This is a genomic window from Kitasatospora sp. NPDC008050 (genome assembly GCF_042957465.1).
Classification (GTDB): domain Bacteria; phylum Actinomycetota; class Actinomycetes; order Streptomycetales; family Streptomycetaceae; genus Kitasatospora.
This window is the reverse complement of sequence record NZ_JBIBIJ010000010.1, coordinates 17,309-40,107: the sequence shown is the minus strand read 5'-3', so window position 1 is coordinate 40,107 and position 22,799 is coordinate 17,309. Positions and strand designations below refer to the sequence as shown.

The window sequence follows — 22,799 nt, the reverse complement described above, 5'->3', positions numbered from 1 at the left end:
TCAGTCATGCTGGCTGCTACGGGTGGTACTGCTGGCCGATGCTGGTGATCACGTTCTGGCTGTTCGCCGTGATGCTGTACTGGTTCCCGTAGCAGGAGTCCGGTGCCTGCACGGCCGAAGGGTTGTGCAGGCAGTTGTCCACGAGCTTCATGAAGGTGTCCAGATCAACCGTCTTGGGCTTCATGTCGGCCAGGACGGTGGTCTTCACATCGTTACTGAAGGTGAACACCGTGGGGTTGCCGTAGCTCTCGAAGTAGCCGTCGTCGGGGACGTCGGGGCCGCAGACGAACTTGGTCGCCTTGGCACGCATCCAGACGTGGGTGAGGTAGCCGTCGTCGGTGGCCTCGACCACCCGGTCGCCGGCGGCGTTCGCGGTGCAGTTGGCCGTCGGCGAGGCGCCGCCCGTGCCGCCGGCCGGCTTGGTGCTGCTCGCCCGGGCCGGGCTGCTCGGCTTGGCGGACGAGCCGGACGAGCCGGACGAGGCCTTGGGGCTTGGCGTCACCGCGGCGGTCGGGGTGGCGGCCACGGAGGCGCCGCCGGCGGCGCTGGTGGCGGGCGTGGTCGACGCGGTCGTCTCGTCCGGTCCACAGGCCGTCAGGGTGAGCGCGGCGGCGGCCAGCAGGACGGCGGCACAGGCGCGGTGGGTCTTCATGGTGTTTCCCCCGATGGGATCAGTTCGTCGGTGACGGGCGGTGAGACCCGATGTCAGTGGACACGGGAGCACCGCCGCGGCGGTTTCCGCTGTTTCGGTCCTGTGACAGCCGTTCACCGATCCGTGACCCGGCCTTTCCCCGGAGGACAGCGGCCGTCGGCCCGGGGTTGTCCCCCCGCTGCCACGTTCACGGGGGCGGGGAAGACCGCGGGACGACAGCGCGTGCGCCGGGCGGGGTGGCCCGCCGGCCGGGAGGACCAGGGGGCAGGGGTGGAGACGCCGACGGTGGTGGTGGCGGGGGGCGTACTCGTGCTTTTCGGAGGCGCACTGTTGTTCTGGTGCGCGGCCGAGCTGCGCCTTCGCCACCGCCTGCGCCGGCACGGTGTGCCGGTGACCGCTCTGGTGCTCCCGGACCCCACCGCCGTCCAGGCGCTGGACCCGGCCCCGCTGCTCGCCTACGCCACCCTCCCCGCCGTGGGCCTTGCGGTGGAGGCGGGCCGGGCCGACCCGGTCCCGGTGCTCGCCCGCCCACGCGGCAGCACGCCGCTGCGCCGCCCCGCCCAGCCGGCCCCGGGCAGCTCCGTCCGGGTCTCCTACGATCCGCGCCGGCCGGCCCGGGTGGTGCTCACGGGACGGAGCATCGCCGCCTCGCTGCCACGTGACGTGTTCTGGATTCTTCTCGGCACGAGCAGTCTGGCCGGTGGACTGAGCCTGCTGGCCGCCGCCCTGTTGCGCTGACCGGCCCAGCCAGGGCCCGCCGTCCGACCGGTTTCCGAACCCGCGCACCGGGCCTGGCCAGGCCCGGTGCGGCAAGGCCGCGACACCCCGCCTGGGATAACAGCGGGGCGGGAACGTCCATCATCGGGTTACCGTTCGAGTGGCGTCGGTCGGCCTCGCCGGTGAAAAAGCGGGATCCGTCCGTTTGACAAGGGTGACCAGGGTACGGTCACACTCCGCTGGTGGGGTCGTCGCGAGGCGGCAACCCCAGGCGGTGGTGTGTCGGGCGGCCAAGAGCCCGCGCTGCCCTCGGTGGCCGGTCCCGTGACCGGTCGCAGGACCGGGGGCCAGCCGTCGGCCAGCACACCAGGAAACGACCGGGAGAGAAGAGCGAAGGTGTCCCCGAGCAGCGAGACCGCGCGCAACGGCAAGCGACTCGTCATTGTCGAGTCGCCGGCCAAGGCGAAGACGATCAAGGGCTACCTCGGCCCCGGCTACATCGTCGAGGCGAGCGTCGGGCACATCCGCGACCTGCCGGGGACGGCCGCCGAGGTGCCGGACCAGTACACCGGCGAGGTGCGTCGGCTCGGTGTCGACGTCGACCACGACTTCGCCCCCATCTATGTGGTGAACGCGGACAAGAAGTCGCAGGTCTCCAAGCTCAAGGCACTGCTCAAGGAGTCCGACGAACTCTTCCTCGCCACCGATGAGGACCGCGAGGGCGAGGCGATCGCCTGGCACCTGCAGGAGGTGCTCAAGCCCAAGGTCCCGGTCAAGCGGATGGTCTTCCACGAGATCACCAAGGACGCCATCCAGCAGGCCGTGGCCAACCCGCGCGAGCTGAACCAGCGGCTGGTGGACGCCCAGGAGACCCGCCGCATCCTCGACCGCCTCTACGGCTACGAGGTCTCGCCGGTGCTCTGGAAGAAGGTCATGCCGAAGCTCTCGGCCGGCCGCGTCCAGTCGGTGGCGACCCGCCTGGTGGTCGAGCGCGAGCGGGAGCGGATCGCCTTCACCTGCGCCTCGTACTGGGACCTGGTCGGCACCTTCGGCACCGGCCGCACCACGGCGGACGCCGCCAACCCGGAGAGCTTCGGCGCCCGGCTGGCCACCGTGGACGGCAAGCGGATCGCCAGCGGCCGCGACTTCGGTCCGGACGGCCGGCTCAAGGGCGCGGGCACGATGCACCTGGACGAGCAGGCCGCCCGCGCGCTGGCCGCCGCCCTGGAGCAGACCTCCTTCAGCGTGCGCAGCGTCGAGTCCAAGCCCTACCGCCGCTCGCCCTACGCGCCGTTCCGCACCACCACGCTGCAGCAGGAGGCCAGCCGCAAGCTGGGCTTCGGCGCCAAGCGGACCATGCAGGTGGCCCAGAAGCTGTACGAGAACGGCTTCATCACCTACATGCGTACCGACTCCACCACCCTCTCGGAGACCGCCGTGGCGGCCGCCCGGGCCCAGGTCACCCAGCTCTACGGGGCCGACTACCTGCCGGACGCGCCGCGTGCCTACGCCAGCAAGGTCAAGAACGCCCAGGAGGCGCACGAGGCGATCCGCCCCTCCGGCGACCGCTTCCGCACCCCGGCCGAGACGGCGCTGGGCGGGGACGAGTTCCGCCTCTACGAGCTGATCTGGATGCGCACCGTCGCCTCCCAGATGAAGGACGCCGTCGGGCAGTCCGTGACGGTCAAGGTCGGCGGCCTGTCGGCCGACCGCCGGGACGTCGAGTTCTCCGCCTCCGGCAAGATCATCACCTTCCACGGCTTCCTCAAGGCCTACGTCGAGGGCGCCGACGACCCGAACGCCGAGCTGGACGACCGCGAGCGCCGGCTGCCGCAGGTGACCGAGGGCGACCCGCTGGCCGCCGAGCGGATCAGCTCCGAGGGCCACAGCACCAAGCCGCCGGCCCGCTTCACCGAGGCCTCGCTGGTCAAGGAGCTGGAGGACCGGGAGATCGGCCGGCCCTCGACCTACGCCTCGATCATCGACACGATCATCAACCGCAAGTACGTCTTCAAGAAGGGGACGGCGCTGGTGCCGTCCTTCCTCTCCTTCGCCGTGGTCAACCTGCTGGAGAAGCACTTCGGCCGGCTGGTCGACTACGACTTCACCGCGCGGATGGAGGACGACCTCGACCGGATCGCCAACGGTGAGGCGCAGTCCGTGCCGTGGCTCAAGCGCTTCTACTTCGGCGAGGGCGAGGGCCACGCGGTCGGCGGCGCGGCGGAGGCCGGCAACGGCGACGGCGACCACCTGGGCGGACTGAAGGAGCTGGTCACCGACCTCGGCGCGATCGACGCCCGGGAGATCAGCTCGTTCCCGCTCAGCGAGGACATCACGCTGCGGGTCGGCCGGTACGGGCCGTACGTCGAGAAGGCCTCGAAGGAGGCCGACCAGCCCGGGCAGCGGGCCGACATCCCGGACGAGCTGCCGCCGGACGAGCTGACCGTCGAGCTGGCCGAGGAGCTGCTGGCCAAGCCGAGCGGTGACTTCGAGCTGGGCACCGACCCGGTCAGCGGCAACCCGCTGATCGCCAAGGACGGCCGGTACGGCCCGTACGTGACCGAGGTGCTGCCCGAGGGCACGCCCAAGACCGGCAAGAACGCGGTCAAGCCGCGCACCGCCTCGCTCTTCAAGACCATGTCGCTGGAGACGGTCACCCTGGAGGACGCGCTGCGGCTGCTGTCGCTGCCGCGGGTGGTCGGCGCCGACGCCGAGGGCGTGGAGATCACCGCGCAGAACGGCCGGTACGGCCCCTACCTCAAGAAGGGGACCGACTCGCGTTCGCTGACCAGCGAGGACCAGCTCTTCACGGTCACCCTGGAGGAGGCGCTGGCGATCTACGCCCAGCCCAAGCAGCGTGGCCGGGCCGCGGCCGCGCCGCCGCTCAAGGAGCTGGGTACCGACCCGGTCAGCGAGCGCCCGGTGGTGGTCAAGGACGGCCGGTTCGGGCCGTACGTGACCGATGGTGAGACCAACGCGACGCTCCGCAAGGACGACGAGGTGGAGACCATCACGCCCGAGCGCGGTTACGAGCTGCTCGCCGAGAAGCGGGCCCGCGGGCCGGTGAAGAAGGTGGCGAAGAAGGCTCCGGCCAAGAAGACCGCTGCGAAGAAGGCGACCGCGACCAAGACCACGGCCACCAAGACCGCGGCGAAGAAGACGGCCGCCAAGAAGACGACGACCACCAAGACGGCTGCGACCGCCGCCAAGAAGACCGCTGCCAAGAAGACCACCGCGAAGAAGGCGGTGGCCGAGGAGACCGTGGTCGGCGCCGCTGACGAGGGCTGACCTCCCCTCGGGTGCCCCGGGCGGCCCCGGACCGATCGCGTCACGCGGTCGGCCCGGGGCCGCGCCCGTTGCCGGAGCGGGTGGGTGGAGTGCGTCACAACCTCGTCATGGCCCTGGCCCGGAACGCGATGGGCCCTTTTCGGTCAGGCCCCGCCCGCTACGCTGACCGTATGACGAGCCAGGAGCAGCCCACCCCCACCGCCGAGGCAGGCGCCGGATCCCCCGACCTGCCCGAGGTGGCACCGGCCGGTACTCCAGGCGAGCGGGCCAGAGCGCTGCTGCGGCTGCGCCCCTACCGGCGGCTCTGGGTCACCCAGCTGCTCGGCGGCACCGCCGACCGGCTGGCCTTCCTGGTACTGCTCGCGCTGACCGTCGCCGTGGCGAGCCAGGCCGGGCAGTTCGGCGGCGGCTACCGGGGCGTCGCGTTCGCGCTGACCCTGGTCTTCGCGGTCCGGCTGGCGGCCGCCGCGCTGGCCGGCGTACTACTGCTCACCCCGCTGCACCGGCTGCTGACCGGTCGGCTCGACCGCCGCTGGACGCTGCTCGGCGCCGACGGGCTGCGTGCGGTGCTGATCGCCGTCGCGCCCTGGTGGCCCGTCTGGGTGCACGGCGGCGGCGCGGGCTACGCGCTGCTCGGCACCGTCTTCGTGGCCGGTGTGGCCGAGCGGGTCTGGTCGGTGGCCAAGGGCGCCACCGTGCCCACCCTGCTCCCGCCGGCCAACCCCAACGCGCCGTCGGCCGAGCAGCGCCCGTCGGCCGGCAACCTGGCCACGCTGCGCACCCTGGACATGCGCACCGGCTGGGCCACCGTGCCGCTGGCGGCGCTCGCCCTGATCGGCCTGACGCTGCTCAACAACCTGTTCGCGGCGCTCGGCTCGCACTGGCTGCGGGACCACCAGGTGACGGTGGCCGCGCTGGGCGCGGCCGCGCTCTTCGCCGCCTCGGCCGTCCTGCTGTACCTCCAGGACCTGCCGGCCACCCCGTCGGGCTTCCCGCCCAGCTCGCCGCTGCGCGGGCTGCGGGCGCCGACCGACGCGACGCCGGGGCCGGCGCTCGGCAAGGGCCGCACCGGCTCCGCCCCGTACTTCACCTTCGCCGTCGCCGCCGCCTACGCCTCGATGGCCGGCACCGCCGCGCTCGCGCTGCTCACCGCCGCCGAGCACGGGGCCGGGCCGGTCGGCTACGGCCTGCTGGTGCTCGCCGCCACCGGGCTGCCCTGGCTGGGCCTGCGGCTCACCCGGGTCACGCTGCCCGCGCTCTCCCGGCGCCGACTGCTCGCGGTGGCGCTGCTGACGCTCGGTGCGGCGCTGATCCTGGCCGGGCTGGTCTTCGACTTCGTGCTGATCCTGCTGCTGACCGTGGTGGCGGGCACCGCCGCCGGGATCGTGGTGGGCGTCGGCCGGGCGCTGCTGGCCCAGGAGGTCGAGGAGGCCCGGCTGCCCCGGGTCACCGAGCACCTCTACGCGGTGCTGCGCACCGTGGTCGGCGGCGCGCTGATCGCGCTGCCGCTGCTGGCCGCCGGTTACGGCGAGATCGACTACGGCGACCGGGGGCCCGGCGACTTCACCTTTATCCACGGCGGTGCCGCGCTCGCGGTGGCCACCGCCGGGGTGCTGACCCTGGCGCTGGCCGGCGTGGTGCTGCTCAAGACGGACGACCAGCGCGGCACCGTGCCGTTCGGGCGCGAGCTGCTGGAGGCGCTGGGCCGGGGCCGTGAGGTCCCCGAACACCGGGCGAGCGGTACCGGGTTCTTCATCGCCCTGGAGGGCGGGGACGGAGCCGGCAAGTCCACCCAGGCGCAGGCGCTGGCCGAGTGGATCCGCAGCAAGGGCCACGAGGTGGTGCTCACCCGCGAGCCCGGCGGCAGCCCGGTGGGGCAGCGGCTGCGCGGCCTGGTGCTGGACGTCGGCAACACCGGCCTGTCGCACCGCGCGGAGGCGCTGATCTACGCGGCCGACCGTGCCGAGCACGTGGAGAACGTGATCCGGCCGGCGCTGGCCCGGGGCGCGGTGGTGATCACCGACCGCTACATGGACTCCTCGATCGCCTACCAGGGCGCCGGCCGCGACCTGGCCGCCACCGAGGTCGCGCGGATCTCGCGCTGGGCCACCGGCGGCCTGGTGCCCGACCTGACCGTGGTGCTGGACGTCGACCCGACCAAGGCCCGGGAGCGGTTCACCGAGGCGCTGGACCGGCTGGAGTCCGAGCCGACCGAGTTCCACGCCCGGGTGCGGGCCGGGTTCCTCGCGCTGGCGGCGGCCGACCCGGTGCGTTACCTGGTGGTCGACGGCAGTTCCGCGCCCGCCCTGGTCACCACCGCGATCCGGCACCGGCTCGACCGCGAGCTGCCGCTCTCCGAGCAGGAGAAGGCGGCCCGGACCGAGCAGGAGCGGCTGGCCAAGGAGGAGGCCGAACGGCGGGCGGCCGAGGAGGCGCGCAAGAAGGCCGAGGCCGAGGCCGCCGAGCGCAAGCGCCTCGAGCTGCTGGAGCAGCTGCGCGCCGAGCAGGCGGAGAAGGAGCGCCTGGCCAAGGAGGAGGCGGAGCGCAAGGCCGCCGAAGAGGCGCGCAAGCGGGCCGAGGAGGCCAGGCTCCGGGCGGAGAAGGAGGCCGAGCGCCGGGCGGCCGAGGAGGCCGAGCGCAAGGCCGCCGAGCAGGCGCGGCTGGCCGAGGAGGCCGCCGAGCGGGCCCGTCAGGAGGCGGAGGCCGCCCAGCAGGCCGAGCTGCAGCGCCAGCGCGAGGTGCAGCGGGCCGAGCAGCGCCGGCGCGCCGAGGAGGCGCTGCAGCGGGCCGAGGCGGTCCGGGTCGCGGAGGAGGCGGCCGCTGCGGCGGCTGCGGCGAACGACGCCGCGGCGGTGACGGCGGAGCTGCCGCGGGTGGCCGGTGCGGACGACCTGACCGAGGAGATCTCCGAGCAGGACCGGCAGGCGGCGGTGGCGGCGGCCGAGGCGGCTGCGGCTGCCGCGGCTCGGCGGGCCGGGCAGGCACCGGCCGGGCAGGCACCGGCGGGCGGCAAGGGCGCCGGGCAGGCGCCGGAGCAGGTGGTGGAGAAGACCGCGGTGCTGCCCCGGGTCACCCCGGGCGGTCCGGCGCCGGTGCGTCCGGCCGATGCGAGGCGCCCGGTCGATCCGGTGCGCCCGGTCGAGGAGCGGGTGCCGCCGGGCCTGTGGCGGTCGGAGCCGCAGGCGGTCGAGCCCACCCGCGAGCTGCCGAAGGTGGCGCCGGGTGAGGCACCCCAGGCACCCCAGGCGCACCAAGCACCCCAGGCACCCCAGGCACACCAAGCGCCGCGGCCGCCGCGGCCGTCCTGGGCCGAGGAGACGCCGATGGACGACCTGCCCTCGCTCACCGACTCGCTGCTCGGTTCGCGCGAGGAGTGGGCCCGCTGGGAGCAGGCCGACCCGGAGGACGGCGGGCCGCAGGGCGAGGACGACGGCGGCAAGGGGCGCAAGCGGCGCAAGTAGGGGCGGGCCCCGGCCCGCACCGCTGCTCGGGTACCCGGGGTACCCGAGCTCGTGCCGGTCGGGGTGTCGGTGGCGCGCCGTATGCTCGGGGGCGGAACGTCGGGTAGTGGACCGGGCGTCCGGTCGTGGAGCGGGTGGGAGCAGCGGTGGCCGTCTGGGACGACCTGGTGGGCCAGGAACGGGTGGTCGAGCAGCTCACCGCCGCCGCCCGGGCCGCCCGGGCCACGGTGCTCGCGGGGCGTTCGGGGGCCGCTACGGGAGAGCCGGCGGTCAACGCGTCGCTGATGACGCACGCCTGGCTCTTCACCGGCCCGCCCGGTGCGGGCCAGAGCACCGCCGCCCGTGCCTTCGCGGCGGCCCTGCAGTGCACCAGTCCCGATCTCGGCATGGGCGGCACACCCGGCTGCGGGTTCTGCGACGGCTGCCACACCGTGATGTCCGAGAGCCACGCGGACGTGAAGTTCGTCCGCAGCGACGGCCTGTCCATCGGCGTCGGCGACATGCGTGACCTGGTGCTGCGGGCCTCCAGCTACCCGACCGGCGGCCGCTGGTCGGTGATCCTGATCGACGCCGCCCACCGGCTCACCGAGGCCGCCGCGAACGCGCTGCTCAAGGGCGTCGAGGAGCCCTCGCCGCGGACGGTGTGGCTGCTCTGCGCGCCGTCCGTGCAGGACACCCTGCCGACCATCCGCTCGCGCTGCCGCCACCTGGTGCTGGGCACGCCGTCCGCCGGTGCGGTGGCCGACCTGCTGGTGCGCCGCGACGGGGTGGAGCCCTCGGTGGCGCTGCTGGCGGCCCAGGTCGGGCAGGGGGACGTCGAACGGTCGCGGCGGCTCGCGGTGGACGAGCAGGCCCGCAGCCGCCGGCTGGACGTGCTGCGGATCCCGCTGGAGGTGGCCGACATCGGGGGCTGCCTGGCCGCTGCCCAGCGGCTGGTGGACACCGCCAAGGCGGACGCCGAGGCGCTGGCCGAGACCCGGGACGTCAAGGAGACCGACGACCTCAAGGCCGTGTACGGCGCGTCCGAAGGGCTCGGCGGCAAGGCCCCGCGCGGGATGGCCGGGGCGGTCAAGGAGCTGGAGAAGCGGCAGAAGAGCCGGGCCACCAGGACCCGCCGGGAGACCCTCGGGGTGGCGCTGCTCGACCTGCTGGGCTTCTACCGCGACGTCCTGGCGCTGCAGCTGGGCTCCACCGGGGCACTGTCGAACGAGGACCAGCGGCCGGCCCTGGACAAGGTGGCCACGGCCGGTCCGCCCGAGGGCACCCTGCGGCGGATCGAGGCGATCCTGGGCTGCCGGCGGGCGCTGGACCGCAACGTCGATCCGCTGCTCGCGGTGGAGGCGATGACGGTGGCGCTGCGCGCGGGGTGAGCCCTCGACGGGTGGCGCTGCGCGGCGGGTTGACGCCGCGGGGGAGCGGGGCCGCTCCGGGCGGCCGACGATCCGTCGGATGAGGGTGTTCCGGCAGGCAGTTGCTCGCTCGTTCGAGTGAACGTGCGCATTCGCCCGGGACGCTCCACGGGATCGGCGGTGCTCTCTTGCACGCTGGGGAGCGCATCCTGCTCCTCTCCGAGGTGGTGCCCGTGACCCGTCCGCTGCCCCTGCTGCTCGCGCTCGTCCCCGTTCTGCTGCTCGCCTGCTGGCTGGCCCACGGCGCCTGGCGCCGCTGGCGCGGTGAGCAGCTGGGCCGCACCTACGAGCTGACCGCCGACCCGCGTCCGGCCGTGCTGCGGCTGATCGCGGCGGTCTGCTGCGGGCTGTGCGCCGCCGGGCTGGCCGTGGCGGTGGTGCTGAGTGCCCAGGCCGGCCGGGGCGGTGGGGCGCGGCCGTCCAGGGCCGAGGCCGGGGCGGCGGCCGATGCCGTCCGGGCGGCTCCGGCCGCCGCACGGCCGGCTCCGGTGCCCAGCGCCTCCACGGGTTCGCCCTCGGCCGGCACCCCGTCGGCGGCCACGCCCTCGGCCACGGCCGGCTCCAGCTCCTCGAGTCCGTCGGCGACGCGCTTCGTGACCGTCGGCCACCCCGCCGAGGGCGAGCTGCTGCAGGCCGACCTGCCCGGGGCCAACGGCCGGCTGCGCGCCGTCCGGGTCTGGCTGCCGCCGCACTACGCCGACGATCCGTCAGCCCGCTACCCGGTCATCGTGCTGCACGCGGCCACCCCGGGGCGGACGGCCGACGCCGAGCTGCCGGACATCTACGAGGGCGTCGCCTCCGCGATCAAGCTCGGCCGGGCGCACCCGTTCATCACCGTCGCACCGGCCGCGCCCACCGGTACCGCGCACCCCTGTGACCTGGTCGCCGCCGCCCCGCAGGCGCTGGGCGACGACGCGGGGGTGCGGGCCGCCGTCGCGGCCGCCTTCCGCACCCTGCCGGCCGGTCCGCAGGGCTGGGGCGCCCTCGGGGTGGGGGACGGCGCGCCCTGTGCGGCCGCGGCCGGCCTGACCCGTCCGGACCTGTACGGGGCCGCAGCCGCCGTCTCGGGCCGCTTCGACGCCGTCGCGCTGGCCCAGGCGGCCGCCGACGCGCCCGCGGGGCCCGGGCCGCGGCAGTTGTTCCTGGCCGCCGCCAAGGCGGACGGCGAGGGGCAGACCTCGGCGCACAAGCTCTCCGACGCGCTGCACGCGGGCAAGGGGGCGGCGGCGCGGGCGGTGGTGACGATCTCCAACGTGGTTCAGGACTTCACGCCGGAGCGGGAACGGCTGCGGCTGGTGCGGCTGGCGGCGCAGTACCTGAGCGACACGCTGGTCCGTACGGCGGGCTGATGCTCCGGCGCCGCTCTGCCCTGATCCGGTTACGCTCGGCATCGTCCGCTGACCAGTGAGTGACCGGCCGCTGCCCGGTCGGTGCCCGGCCGTCGCCAGGTCACTGCCCGGCCGCCGCCTGGCCGGTGCCCGAGAGGAGAACTCCGCATGCGTTCTGCCCAGCCCGCTGCTTCGCTGCAACGGCTCCTCGCGCTGGCGGTCGCCGGTCTGCTGCTCACGGGCTGCTCGGGGGGCGGCCGGCCGAACGGTGTGCCGGCCGGCACACCGCCCTCCCCGGGCGGCTCCGCCTCCGCCACGTCCGGCTCCGCGGGACCGCTGCAGCCGCTGCCCGAGGCCCTCCCCGCCGCGTTGGACTCCTACTACCACCAGCAGCTCTCCTGGCAGTCCTGTGACCAGGGCTTCGAGTGCGCCACCTTCAAGGTGCCGCTCGACTACGGCCGCCCGACCGACGGCGACCTGACGCTGGGCGCCGTCCGCCGCCCGGCCGACGGTGCCGGGGGTGCCAAGCGGCTGGGCTCCCTGCTGCTCAACCCCGGCGGCCCCGGCGGCTCGGCGGTGCAGTACGTCGAGGCGGTGGCCGGCAGCTACCAGGCGCCGGTCCGGGCCGCGTACGACCTGGTCGGGCTGGATCCGCGCGGGGTCGGCCGGAGCAGTCCGATCACCTGCTTGAGCGGTGATCGGATGGACGCGTACACCGCCGTCGACTCCGGCCCCGAGGACCAGGCCGGGATCGACCGGCTGGTCGCCGCCGACCAGGAGTTCGCCGCCGGCTGCCGGGAGCACGCCGGTGCGCTGCTCGGCCACGTCAGCACCGTCGAGGCGGCCCGCGACATGGACGTGCTGCGGGCGCTGCTCGGCGAGGCGAAGCTCGACTACGTCGGCAAGTCCTACGGCACCCTGCTGGGCGCGACCTACGCCGGGCTCTTCCCGTCCCGGGTGGGCCGGCTGGTGCTGGACGGCGCGATGGACCCCTCGCTCACCGCGCTGAGCGGCAACCGCGCCCAGGCCGGCGGCTTCGAAACGGCCTGGACCTCCTTCGTGCGGGACTGCGTCACCCACGAGGACTGCCCCGTGGGCCGGGACGAGCAGCAGGCCGGGCAGCAGCTCGACGCGCTCCTGGGCTCACTGCGGTCCCAGCCGCTGCCGGGCGGCGCGGGCCGGCAGCTGACCGAGGCGCAGGCGGTGACCGGCGTCATCGAGGCGATGTACGCGGAGTTCCTCTGGCCGCAGCTGCGCACCGCGCTGGCCGCGGCCAAGTCCGGCGACGGTGCCCCGCTGCTGCGGCTCTCGGACTCCTACTACGAGCGCGGCGCCGATGGCGGGTACCCCAGCCTGATGTTCGCCAACATGGCGGTCAACTGCCTCGACCTGCCGCCCGCGTTCGGCTCCCCGGCGGACGTCAGCCGTGCGGTGCCGGACTTCCGGCAGGCCTCCCCGCACTTCGGGCAGGACATGGCCTGGATGGCTCTGACCTGCGCCTACTGGCCGGTCAAGGCGACCGGCGTGCCGCACACCGTGCGGGCGGCCGGGGCCGATCCGATCGTGGTGGTCGGCACCACCAGGGACCCGGCCACGCCGTACGCCTGGGCCCAGGCACTGGCCGGGCAGCTGGAGTCCGGGCGGCTGGTGACCTACGACGGCGACGGGCACACCGCCTACGGGCGGCACAACGACTGCGTGGACTCGGCGGTCAATCACTACCTGTTGGAGGGGCAGCCGCCGGCCGAGGGGCTGCGCTGCGCGAAGTGACCGGCGCGTCGGGGGAGGCAGTCGCCGCCAACCAGTCGTCCACCAGCTTGATCTGACGCTCCGGCGGGAACTCGGCCGGGGCGAAGAGCGCCTGCACCACCAGGCCGAGGGTGAAGGCCTGGGCGGCGGCGGCCAGGTCCTCGGCGGGCGTGGCGGTGGGCAGTTCGCCGAGGGCCTGGGCGGCCTCGACGTGCCCGGTGAGCCTGACGCGCGCGCGGCGGTAGCGCTCGGCGTGCTCGGTGGCGAGTTCGGGGTCGGCGAGGGCGACGTCCCAGGAGCTGACCCAGATCCGGTTGGCGTCGGCGGCCTCGGTGGTGAGCGGCAGGACGTCGAGCAGGTGAGCCCGGAGCGAGGCCAGCCCCGCCGCGGCCGCGCGGCGCGGCCGCTCCTGGTTGCGCTGGTCGAGCACCTCCAGCGCGGTGCGCAGCAGCGCCTGCTTGTTGGGGAAGTAGTGGGTGAGCAACCCGGTCGAGGCACCCATCTCGGCGGCCACCGCCCGCAGGGTCAGCGCGCCGAAGCCGCGGTCGGCCAGCACCCGCCAGACCGCGGTGGAGACATCACGGCGGCGGGCTTCATGGTCTCCACGGGCGGGCGTCATGCGGTTATGGTACCTACCAAACGTTTGTTATGTACGTTTGTCGTGATGTCCCGCCGCCCGTCCCGGAGGTAGTCAGCATGTTCGCCATCCCGCTCTCCGACACCCTCCCCGCCGAGCTCCGCCCGCTGGAGCCCTGGCACGCCGAGGAGTTCCTGGCCCACATCGACCGCGCCCGGGAGAACCTCGACCAGTTCATCGCCTTCGCCTCACTGACCACCGACCTGGACTCCGCCCGCGCCACCCTGCGCCGCTACGCCGACATGACCGCCGCCGACACCGGCGCGATCTACGGGATCTGGCTGGACGGCACGCTGGTGGGCGGGGTGATGTTCCCGAACTTCGACGTCAAGCACCGCAACTGCGAGATCGGGGTCTGGGCCGAGCCGGCGGGCGAGGGGCTCGGCCTGATCTCGGCCGGCGTCCGGCAGCTGATCGAGCACGCCGTGGTGGAGCGCGGCATGCAGCGCATCGAGTGGCACAGCAGCACCGCCAACACCCGCAGCCGCGCGGTCGCCCAGCGGGTCGGCATGCGCCTGGACGGCGTGCTCCGCTCGTACTACCTGCACAACGGGGTCCGGCACGACAACGAGGTCTGGTCGCTGCTGGCCGCCGAGTGGCTCGCCTGCGACCAGCGCCCCACCCGCTGACCCCGCCACCCGCCCGGCCCGACCGCCCTGCCGGAACCCGGTAGGGATCACCCCTCGGACCTGTGTAGACTGGCCCGCGTTGCCGATGCGAAACCGCCCCTGGCGGGGAGCTCTCCGGCAGCGGTGCCGCCTTAGCTCAGCTGGCCAGAGCAACGCACTCGTAATGCGTAGGTCATGGGTTCGAATCCCATAGGCGGCTCAAGCTAAACCCCCAGGTCAGGCGTCTGACCTGGGGGTTTTCGCGTTCTCTTGATCATGGAAAACGGCTCAACTGGGCCCACGAGGCCAAGCATGAAGTGCGTAGGTCACGACTTCTCGACTCTCAGTGACCTCGGGGTCGAGCCCCGTCTGACCTGGCCTTTCGTGACTGGCGTTGTCTTGTCTGACGTGCCGTTCGGCGGAATGTGCGGCCGAAGTGCGGCCAACAGTCCAGGGCGGCTGCCGGGAGGATCTCCACAGGGGTACTCCCTTGGATCGTTGCGGGCCCGAGAGTTGTGCAGGTCCGACAACGGCCGGTCTGTGTTCATGCCCCTGCGTTCCGCTGATCTCTGCGTCCCGGTTCGGGCGGACTTCAGTTGCTCCTGGACGGCCCGACGCTGGGCGTTCTGCTCCTGGATCTCGATGTTGGCCTGGGGGCTGGTCGCTCCCATCCAATCTGGATCGGCTCCTGGTGCACCTGGTAGTCGACGACCGCAGGGCGAGACCAGCCCAGGGCCTATCGGTGCGGTACGTCGTTGGTGCCGAACCGCCCGGTGCAGCGGTCGTCTCCCTGGGCTGTGTGACGTCGATGAAGTCAGCGCCCAAAGGGGCAGCTCCCTCTCTCAGCCCTGAAGTCGGGCGAAGCTACTGACCGCAGGGGGCACCCACAACCGAACGGTGCGATCGGTACTGGCGGTGGCGAGCACGGAGCTATCGGGAGAGAAGGCGACGGCCGTCACGCTTTCGCGGTGGCCGATGAGAGGTTCTCCAACGGGCTGGTGGGTGGCCGGGTCCCACAGGCGTACGGTGTGATCGTTGCTGGCCGTGGCGATGAGTGCGCTGTCGGGAGAGAAAGTTACGGCTGTAACGGCATCGTCGTGGCCTGTCACGGGTTTTCCGACTGGCTGGTGGGTGGTTGAGTCCCACAGCTGCATCGAACGATCGTCGCCGGCGGTCGCGATCAGGCTGCCATCCGGGGAGAAGACCACGGAGCTGACGGAGCCGCTGTGGCCATCCCGGAGTTCGCCGGTCGGTTTGTGGGTGGTGGAGTCCCACAACGCTACTGTGCCGGCGTCGGTGGCGGTCGCGATTAGCGTGCCATCCGGAGAGAAGGCAACTGCGGTAATAAGTCCGAAGCGGCTGGTCAGAGGATCACCGTCAGCTTGTTGCGTGGCCGGCGCCCATAGGTGCGCCTCGCCACCATCCGTAACGATGGCGAGCATGACTCCGGTCGGAGAGAACACCACTGATGTGATGGGGCCGAGGTTGTCCGCCAAGGGCCTTCCCACCGATCCCCGGGTAGCCGCATCCCACAGGCGCACCACCCCTCCACGGTCCGCAGTCGCGAGCAGGGTGCCGTTGGGGGCGAACGCGACCGACCGAACGGAGTCGCGGTGACTGGTCAGTGGCTTTCCGACGGGTCGCCGCTCGGCCGGATCCCAGAACCGCACGGTATCGTCGGCGCTCCCCGTAGCCAGCATGGTTCCGTCGGGAGAGAACACCGCTGACCAGACCGCGTCACGGTGTCCGATAAGGGGCGCCAGATAGATGCCTTCGCCGTTCTTGAGCGCGGTTAGGACGCTTCGACTGGCGAGGCCGCGGGTGGTCAGAACACTTAGCCGGGAGCGCAGTTCGGCGTTCTCGCTGAACAGGTTGTCCTGCGGGTCGTCCCCGTCCTGGGTCCGCTGTGCCGGAACAAGTGCTGGAAGGGTCTCCTCGACCTCCCATACCCGTACGACGCGATCGTAGCCAGCGGTGGCGAGCAGCTTGCCGTCGGGGGAGAACGCCACGGACTTGACGGGAGCGGTGTGGCCGGCCAGGGGTGCTCCGATCGCTTCGTGGGTGGCTGGGTCCCAGAGCCGCACCATGCCATCGTCACTGGCGGTGGCGAGCAGGCCGCCGTCGGGGGAGAATACCGCGGCAGTAGCGGAACCGGTGTGGCCGGCCAGGGGCGCTCCGACCGCTTCGTGGGTGGCCGGGTCCCAGAGCCGCACCATGCCATCGTCGCTCGCGCTGGCGAGCAGTTTACCGTCGAGGGAGAACGCCACCGACCTGACAGGCGCAGTGTGGCCGAGTAGTGGTTTGCCGATCGCTTGGCGGGTGGTCGGGTCCCAGAGGCGCACCATTCCATCGAAGCTAGCGGTGGCCAGTACGTCGCCATCGGGCGAGAAGGCGGCCGCCGTGACGGGGCGGGTGTGGCCGGTGAGCGGCTTGCCGACCGCTTCGCACGTATACGGGTCCCAGAGTCGTACCGTGTGGTCGAGGCTGGCGGTGGCCAGTACGGTGCCATCTGGGGAGAACGTGACTGTTGTGACGGCGTCTCGCTCTGTGGGTGGGAGAGCTCCGGATGGTTGATGTGTCATCACGTCCCATAGGCGCACCCCTTTATCCTCACCGGCGGCGGCCAGCAACCGTCTGTCCGGGGAGAACGCCACTGACCTGATGGTGCTGTCGTGGCCGGTCTCGGGGTTGCCGACAGCGTGGTGGGTGGCTGGATCCCACAGCGCCACCATCCCAGCGGCGCTGCCAGTCGCGAGGAGGTCGCCATCGGGGGAGAACGCCACGGACCAGACGAAGCCGGGGTGAGGCAGTGGAGGCGTGGGGCGAAATCTAAAGCGCCGGCTATTCGCCAGCGGCCCAGGCGAGTTCGTCGGCAGGGTCGGCGCGTCGCTTACTGGCTCCGCCGGCTCGGATGGCGTCAGGTCGCTCTCGGCGGCCGTGACCTTCTGCGTCGAATCGGATGCTGCGGGTGCGTGACGGGCCTCGGACTGTAGGTGTGCTAGCCGGGCCCAGTCCGTGCGCCAGGGTTCGACCCTCGGGTCGTTGCGGCCTACAGGGGACTTGCTGTCGTTCGCGAGACCGAGCAGTGTCCGGACAAGGGCGATGAGGAAGTCGAGTCTGGGCAGACGCTTACCCTTGAGGGCCTCGCTGATCGCGGAGTGTGACAGTTTCCGTCCGACGGGTGCGGCGGTACTGCTGATCGTGCGCAGGGGAGGGTTGCCGCATTCGATCTTCAGACTCCGAAGTTTGGCGGCGAAGTCGGCGAGTTCTCGCTGAAACGCGGCTTCGGGTGTCGTCCCCGAAGAATCCCCATGCGCCACGCACGTCCCCCTGATGGTCTGTGGGACTCAGCGTAGGACGCTGGCTGCCGGACAGGACCGAATTTCGCCGAACACCACCATACAGAGTGGGGTGTTCGCTCGGCGTGCCGTCCTGTACGGCGTCGGCCTGCGGTGGACGGGCATGTCTGGGTCTGTTCGTGCCATAGGAGTCGTGGCGGGTGCGCCTGGTGAGCTGGTCGCATGGATGAAATCGGAGAGTCCACGTCGACCCCTGTTCCTCGCACTGGCTCTACGTCAAGGTCGGTGTCAGAGGCGCCGATCCGCGACCGGGTGCTTGATCTGGTCGCACTGTTGCTTCTGATCACGCTGGCGGCGGCCGTCTTCCTGATCGCCGGGTCTGCGGCGTTCACGGCGGTCACCAGCGTTGGCCTGGGCTTGTTCGCGACCTGGCGTGGCAGGCCCCCTCGTCCGTGAACGGCCTCAGCGACGGATGCCTGGTTCTGTCGCCCACGTCCAGATCGGCTGCCGGGCAGATGGGCCGGCCGCCGGTTCTGGCATCCGACTCGTGGGTGATCGCCGCGCGGAGACTTCCCCGACAGGCTGCCGGTGACCTGATCACCGGACACGGCGGCTTCGCTCACGTGGTCGTACCCCATGCCGGGCAGGACTCGGTCGCGGCCCCTGCGGTGCCGCGCCCGCTCGCGGCCGCAGTTCGAATCGCCAACCGAACCATCCTCGGTCGCTCGTGAAGATGTAGTGAGTTTTCTTGACACCGGTTCCGCATGACGCTATTTCCGCGGTATGCTTTCGCAATGTCTGAACTGCAAGAAGAGCCGAAAGATGATCGCACCGCTGTCGAGCTGTTCGCGGGCGCTGGCGGCCTTGCGATGGCCGTCCACGGGGCGGGCTTCCGGCCATTGCTGTTCAATGAGTTCGCCCCACGGGCCTGTCAGACCCTGGAGGCGAATGGGGCCAAGCCCCGCGGGGACGAAGAGCGGATCCCGGAGCCGGGGGAGCCGTGGCCGCTCGTGGCGGGGGACGTTCAGGGCCTCGACATGAGCTACCTGCTCGGTCGTGTCGACGTGCTCGCCGGCGGTCCGCCCTGTCAGCCGTTCAGTCTGGGCGGGATCGCGAAGGGGGACGAGGACAGGCGGAACATGTTCCCGCAGATGTTCAAGGCGATGCGCCAGATTCGACCCAAGGCCGTCATCTGCGAGAACGTCGTCGGACTACTCAGGCCATCATTCAAGCCGTACCTCGAGTACATCTTGCGCGAGATCGAGATGCCCTTCGAGCTGCGTGATCCGGAGATCGGCTGGCAGAAGCACGACAAGGCCCTCATCGAGGCTAAGGGCGGGGCTGCCGGTGACCCGGCGGAGCGCTACAAGGTGGTGATGACGCGTGTGAACGCCGCTGATTACGGGGTCCCCCAGGTCAGGAACCGCATCTTCATCGTCGCGTTCCGGGAGGACCTGGGGGTCGACATCGATCAATTCAAGAAGGACGTGCGCCCCCAGTACTCGGAGGAGGCGCTGTTCCGGTCCATGCTCGACGGCTCGTATTGGAAGCGGCATCCATTGGTCCTCGCGGATGTCCGCGCCCGGGTCATGGCCAGGATCCCCAGGGACGTTTCGCTTATCCCAGACGGATCGAAGCCTTGGCGTACGTTCCGAGATGCCATCGCTGGCATCGATGAGAACGAGGGCAAGCCACTACCGAAGATCCCCTGGGACAGGCTTGACCGCCAGGAGTATCGCGCCGGGGGGTTCACCGACCACATCGGATGGCCCGACGCTCGCATCTACAAGGGCCACACGCCCAACGAACTAGACCGTCCTGCCAAGACGGTGAAGGCCGGCGTGCACGGAGTCCCTGGCGGCGAGTCCGTGATGCTGACCGACGACCTGGAGACCCCTGGCGGAACCACCTATAGGCATCGCTACATGACGGTGCGTGAGACCGCCCGTGTCATGACCTTTCCCGATGATTGGAAGCTCGAAGGCCCTAGGGGGGAGAAGATGCGGCAACTCGGCAACGCGGTCCCGGTGAAGCTCGGTGCCGTATTCGCTGACGCGGTGGCCAAGGCGCTTGACGCGGCACCGGGATCGCAGCCGTGAGCGATGCGGCGAAGCCGTCCCAGAGCCGCTGGAACGACCGGCTGCCCCCCGATCATGCCTGGAAAGGGCGGGCGGGGAGGACACGGAAAGTTCTGTCCGCTGAACAGGACCGAGCAGCGGGTGGTCGCCATCGGCGGGTGGTTGACCTGGGCGACGGCCGCATCGCTCACGCCTCGGTCTCGTTGAGGGTCCTGCCTAAGACGCGGAGGATCCGAGCATCCCTGCGTTGGGGCGACGGACGGAAGTCTCCGGAGCACTACCTGGGCGAGGTGGAGCAGGACACCCGCGCGGCCAATCTGGCTGAGGGCTGGCGGCTGGCCTGGGCTATGGGCCTCTTGATGGAGGAGGCACTGCCCGAGGACTCGACAGCCTCGACTCCGGCGGTCCGTGCCTCGATGAGAGGTAATCGCGGAAAGGACACGAAGCCCGAGAAGGTCCTTCGGTCTCTGCTCTTCAAGGAAGGGCTTCGCTACCGGGTCAACGCGCGGCCGCTCCAGGGCCTCCGGCGTAGCGCGGATGTGCTGTTCCCAAAGGCACGAGTCGCGGTCTTCGTCGATGGTTGCTTCTGGCACGTCTGCCCTGAGCATCATCGACCAGCGATCAAGAACGTGGACTTCTGGAACGAGAAGTTCGCCGACAACCAGCGGCGGGACGCCGAGACCAACCGGATCCTGGAGGAGGCGGGCTGGACGGTCATCCGGGCTTGGGAGCATGAGGCACCGGAGGAGGTGACAAAGCGGGTCATCTCGGCGGTCCGCGGAGCGTCCGGCGAGACCGGCGAGGCGTAGCTACAGTTCCCCGTCGAGCGTCAGTCCATAGATGGCGTCGGTCAACCTGCGTAGGACGATACGGCCGTCACCGTCGCTGCACGCGAGGACTGAACTCCCAGTGTCCAGACCGGCCTCGGCGAGAATCCCCAACGGGATCTGCACTCGGCCGCTCGCATCGATGGTGACTTCCGCAGGTTCCCGGAGCATGGGCCGAGTCTGCCATGCGCGAAGCTCCGAGGCACTCCTGGTTGCAGGGTGGCATCAGCAGGGTTTCGAGGTCCTTGTCCCGCACCTACCAGTGCCGCCCGTTAGGGTTGGGGACATGCTGATGGATGCTCCTGGAGCGTGCCCGACCGGGGCCGACGGTGGACGCCAGACTGCTGGTGGTCGCGCGAGCACGTCCGCCTCCAAGCATGTGTTCACCACGAAGACGGGGGTCGGCTGTGACCGAGGACCAGTACATCAACGTCACACCGCACCCGCGCATCCTGGGCGTGCTCGGCGATATCGAGTTCTCACACTGGCAGTGCCTGGCTGAGTTGATCGACAACTCCTTCGACGAGTTCCAGGCGGCCGGCGGGGCGGTCGATCGGCCCGCGGTCGCGATCTCACTTCCCCCGGCGAACTCGCAGCGTCCGACTGCTGAGATCACGGTGCAGGACAACGGTCGTGGCATGAGCCTGGAGGCTGTCACCAACGCCATCAGCGCGGGCTGGACCAGTAACGGTCGACATGGCTCTCTCGGCCTGTTCGGGATGGGATTCAACATCAGCACAGCCCGACTCGGTCGGCGTACCACGGTGCGTACCAGTCGGGCGGGCGATCCGGACTGGATCGAGGTAACGCTGGACCTAGTGCAGATCGCCAACTCCGCCAAGTACCAGGCGCCCTACCGCGCGGTGCCTAAGGCCAATCGTGACGAGCATGGCACCACCGTTACCATCAGCGACCTCAAGCAGGAACAGTACGGCACGCTCTGCCGCCCGCAGACGCAGAACGTGATCAGGGAGAAGCTTGGGGAGGTCTACAGCTACCTGCTGGCGGACAAGGGCTTCCTGCTTACGCTCAACGGCAAGAAGGTCAAGCCGCGCCTGCCCTGCGTCTGGGACGAGAAGCGGACCGTCACCCGCCAGGGCGTGGAGATCCACGCCGTCCAGAAGATCAGCCACACGCTGAGCGCCAAGAACGCCTGCATGGCCTGCGGGTACTGGAGTTCAGCCGATGCCGAGCGCTGCGAGGAATGCGGGCAGGACAGCCTGGAACTGAGGGAACGCAAGATCTGGGGCTGGATCGGGGTCCAGCGCTACGTCCACCGCACCGACTACGGACTCGACTTCCTCCGCAACGGACGCAAGATCATGCTTAAGGACAAGCGGGTCTTTTACTGGGAAGACGAGGACAGCCTCACTGAGGCCGAGCTCGAATACCCTATCGACTCCGGAGCTGTGCAGATGGGCCGGATCGTCGGTGAGATCCACTGCGATCACGTCGCTCCGAACTACCAGAAGACCGCCTTCGAGTTCGAGACGGCCGAGTGGCGGCAAGTCCTGCGTGAGGTCCGCGGAACCAGCCCCTTGCGCCCAAAGATCGCGAAGAGCCTCGGACTGCCGGAGAATCGCAGCCCCCTCGCCCTGCTCTACGCGGGCTTCCGCCGACAGGACCCGGGGCTCAACTACCTGATCCCCGGAGACGGACGCAACGCCCTCCATGAGAAGGCCGCGCAGTGGGCCACATTTATGCGGGCAGGCCACTACGAGTACCAGACCGACGAGGCGTGGTACCGCGCCGCCTACCAGCACGACAAGCCGGTAACCGTGGAACCTCAACCGGGGAATGACGACATCCTCCCCGGATTCGGAGCCGGACTCCTTGACCCGGATGACCAGGCTGAGGGCGGTGTCGTGCCGGCCTCGACCATGGCTGGCCAAGAAACGCCCGAGGACGTTACCGCACCGGTGGAGACGCTGGACCAGCGGCTTCAGCGATACCGTGACAGCGCCGACCCCATCGTGGATCTGACAGGCCCGTACTACCTCGAAGAACTGGGTCGCGTCGATCTGATGGCCTGGGCGGTCCGCGGCCAGCACCTCGTCACCAAGGACGGGCAGGCCGCGCCTGTGATCGTCTCGATGGTCCGAGCCCCGCGCTTGGAGGTGTTCATCGACACCAGGCACTCGATCTTCCGCGAATTCGGGACGGACATGCGCGATTTGGCGCTCGTCGAGGTCGCGGAGTTCATGCGGGTACGGGCGAACAGTGTGTTGACGCCCTTGAGCGAGATCGTCGCGCAGCTCAAGGTCCACACCTCCAGTCCCCGACTGACGCCGGCGGCGATGGCAGAGGAATCCGAGCGGCTCCTCGAGCAGGTGCGCACGGCAATGGTGGCGCCCGTCTCGGCGAACCCGGCGGTGCACTGGCTGCTGCTCACGAAGGACGAACGAGCCGACGCCGAGCGCCGGTTCGCGGTCGAAGCCGGTGGAATGTCCCCCTGGAACAATGCGGTCACCAGCGGCGAATTCATTCGCTATGCCCCGGCCAGCGCCATCATCCGCATCATCCACGACTCCCCGGAAACCTTCCTGGACGGATCCGTCTTCAAGCGCGGGTACATCGCTCTCAGTGATCCCGGGGCTCGAGCACTCGTCGTGGAACGGCTCATCAACCCCCTCGGAGACCTCGCCCTTCTGGAGCAGCACCGTCCACGCCTCGACGTGGAGGAGCTGGCCCGGATCAGGATCAGCTGCCGTCTCATCGCGCGCGACCTCGCCGACAACACGTAGGG

Annotated in this window: 14 protein-coding genes and 1 tRNA gene; 12 read left to right on the top strand and 3 right to left on the bottom strand. The window is 71.0% G+C overall.

The window, feature by feature from the left end:
* Positions 1–16: 16 nt before the first annotated feature.
* Positions 17–652 (bottom strand): hypothetical protein, encoded by a 636-nt coding sequence (locus ACFZB9_RS20680; protein WP_391449105.1) that lies wholly within the window; start codon positions 650–652, stop codon positions 17–19.
* Positions 653–922: 270 nt separating this feature from the next.
* On the opposite strand from ACFZB9_RS20680, the gene ACFZB9_RS20675 reads away from it, so the two are divergent.
* The 6 genes from ACFZB9_RS20675 (at position 923) to ACFZB9_RS20650 (ending at position 12,625) form a co-directional block, all read left to right on the top strand.
* On the top strand, positions 923–1,390 hold the full coding sequence (locus ACFZB9_RS20675) for a hypothetical protein (protein WP_391449104.1): 468 nt from the start codon (positions 923–925) through the stop codon (positions 1,388–1,390).
* Positions 1,391–1,765: 375 nt separating this feature from the next.
* Positions 1,766–4,657, top strand: a complete 2,892-nt coding sequence (topA, locus tag ACFZB9_RS20670) for a type I DNA topoisomerase (RefSeq protein ID WP_391449103.1) — start codon at positions 1,766–1,768, stop codon at positions 4,655–4,657.
* Between the two features lie 170 nt (positions 4,658–4,827).
* Entirely contained in the window at positions 4,828–8,118 is a 3,291-nt protein-coding gene (gene tmk / locus ACFZB9_RS20665; protein WP_391449101.1) for a dTMP kinase, read from the top strand.
* Positions 8,119–8,264: 146 nt separating this feature from the next.
* Complete coding sequence (locus ACFZB9_RS20660) at positions 8,265–9,488, top strand: DNA polymerase III subunit delta' (RefSeq protein ID WP_391449098.1); 1,224 nt, start codon at positions 8,265–8,267, stop codon at positions 9,486–9,488.
* A 212-nt stretch (positions 9,489–9,700) separates the two neighbouring features.
* Positions 9,701–10,876, top strand: coding sequence for a hypothetical protein (locus ACFZB9_RS20655; protein ID WP_391449094.1), 1,176 nt, complete (start codon positions 9,701–9,703; stop codon positions 10,874–10,876).
* Between the two features lie 147 nt (positions 10,877–11,023).
* Positions 11,024–12,625: an alpha/beta hydrolase gene (locus ACFZB9_RS20650; RefSeq protein ID WP_391449092.1), complete on the top strand. Its 1,602-nt coding sequence runs from the start codon at positions 11,024–11,026 to the stop codon at positions 12,623–12,625.
* Here ACFZB9_RS20650 and ACFZB9_RS20645 read toward each other — a convergent pair.
* Positions 12,567–13,223 carry a TetR/AcrR family transcriptional regulator gene (locus tag ACFZB9_RS20645; protein ID WP_391449090.1) on the bottom strand — a complete coding sequence of 219 codons (657 nt, stop codon included), beginning with the start codon at positions 13,221–13,223 and terminating at the stop codon, positions 12,567–12,569. The genes ACFZB9_RS20650 and ACFZB9_RS20645 overlap by 59 nt on opposite strands.
* A gap of 77 nt (positions 13,224–13,300) precedes the next feature.
* Here ACFZB9_RS20645 and ACFZB9_RS20640 point away from each other — a divergent pair, with 77 nt between their 5' ends.
* Complete coding sequence (locus ACFZB9_RS20640; protein WP_391449088.1) at positions 13,301–13,870, top strand: GNAT family N-acetyltransferase; 570 nt, start codon at positions 13,301–13,303, stop codon at positions 13,868–13,870.
* A 125-nt stretch (positions 13,871–13,995) separates the two neighbouring features.
* A tRNA-Thr gene (locus ACFZB9_RS20635) sits at positions 13,996–14,069 on the top strand.
* A gap of 622 nt (positions 14,070–14,691) precedes the next feature.
* On the opposite strand, the gene ACFZB9_RS20630 is transcribed toward ACFZB9_RS20635, so the two are convergent.
* Positions 14,692–17,169: a WD40 repeat domain-containing protein gene (locus tag ACFZB9_RS20630; protein WP_391449086.1), complete on the bottom strand. Its 2,478-nt coding sequence runs from the start codon at positions 17,167–17,169 to the stop codon at positions 14,692–14,694.
* A 264-nt stretch (positions 17,170–17,433) separates the two neighbouring features.
* Here ACFZB9_RS20630 and ACFZB9_RS20625 point away from each other — a divergent pair, with 264 nt between their 5' ends.
* From ACFZB9_RS20625 to ACFZB9_RS20610, 4 genes are all read left to right on the top strand, one after another.
* Positions 17,434–17,604, top strand: coding sequence for a hypothetical protein (locus tag ACFZB9_RS20625; RefSeq protein WP_391449084.1), 171 nt, complete (start codon positions 17,434–17,436; stop codon positions 17,602–17,604).
* A gap of 338 nt (positions 17,605–17,942) precedes the next feature.
* Positions 17,943–19,247: a DNA cytosine methyltransferase gene (locus ACFZB9_RS20620; RefSeq protein ID WP_391449082.1), complete on the top strand. Its 1,305-nt coding sequence runs from the start codon at positions 17,943–17,945 to the stop codon at positions 19,245–19,247.
* 269 nt (positions 19,248–19,516) lie between these two features.
* Complete coding sequence (locus ACFZB9_RS20615) at positions 19,517–20,035, top strand: very short patch repair endonuclease (protein WP_391449081.1); 519 nt, start codon at positions 19,517–19,519, stop codon at positions 20,033–20,035.
* Positions 20,036–20,460: 425 nt separating this feature from the next.
* Positions 20,461–22,797 carry an ATP-binding protein gene (locus tag ACFZB9_RS20610; RefSeq protein ID WP_391449079.1) on the top strand — a complete coding sequence of 779 codons (2,337 nt, stop codon included), beginning with the start codon at positions 20,461–20,463 and terminating at the stop codon, positions 22,795–22,797.
* The last annotated feature ends 2 nt before the right edge of the window (positions 22,798–22,799 follow it).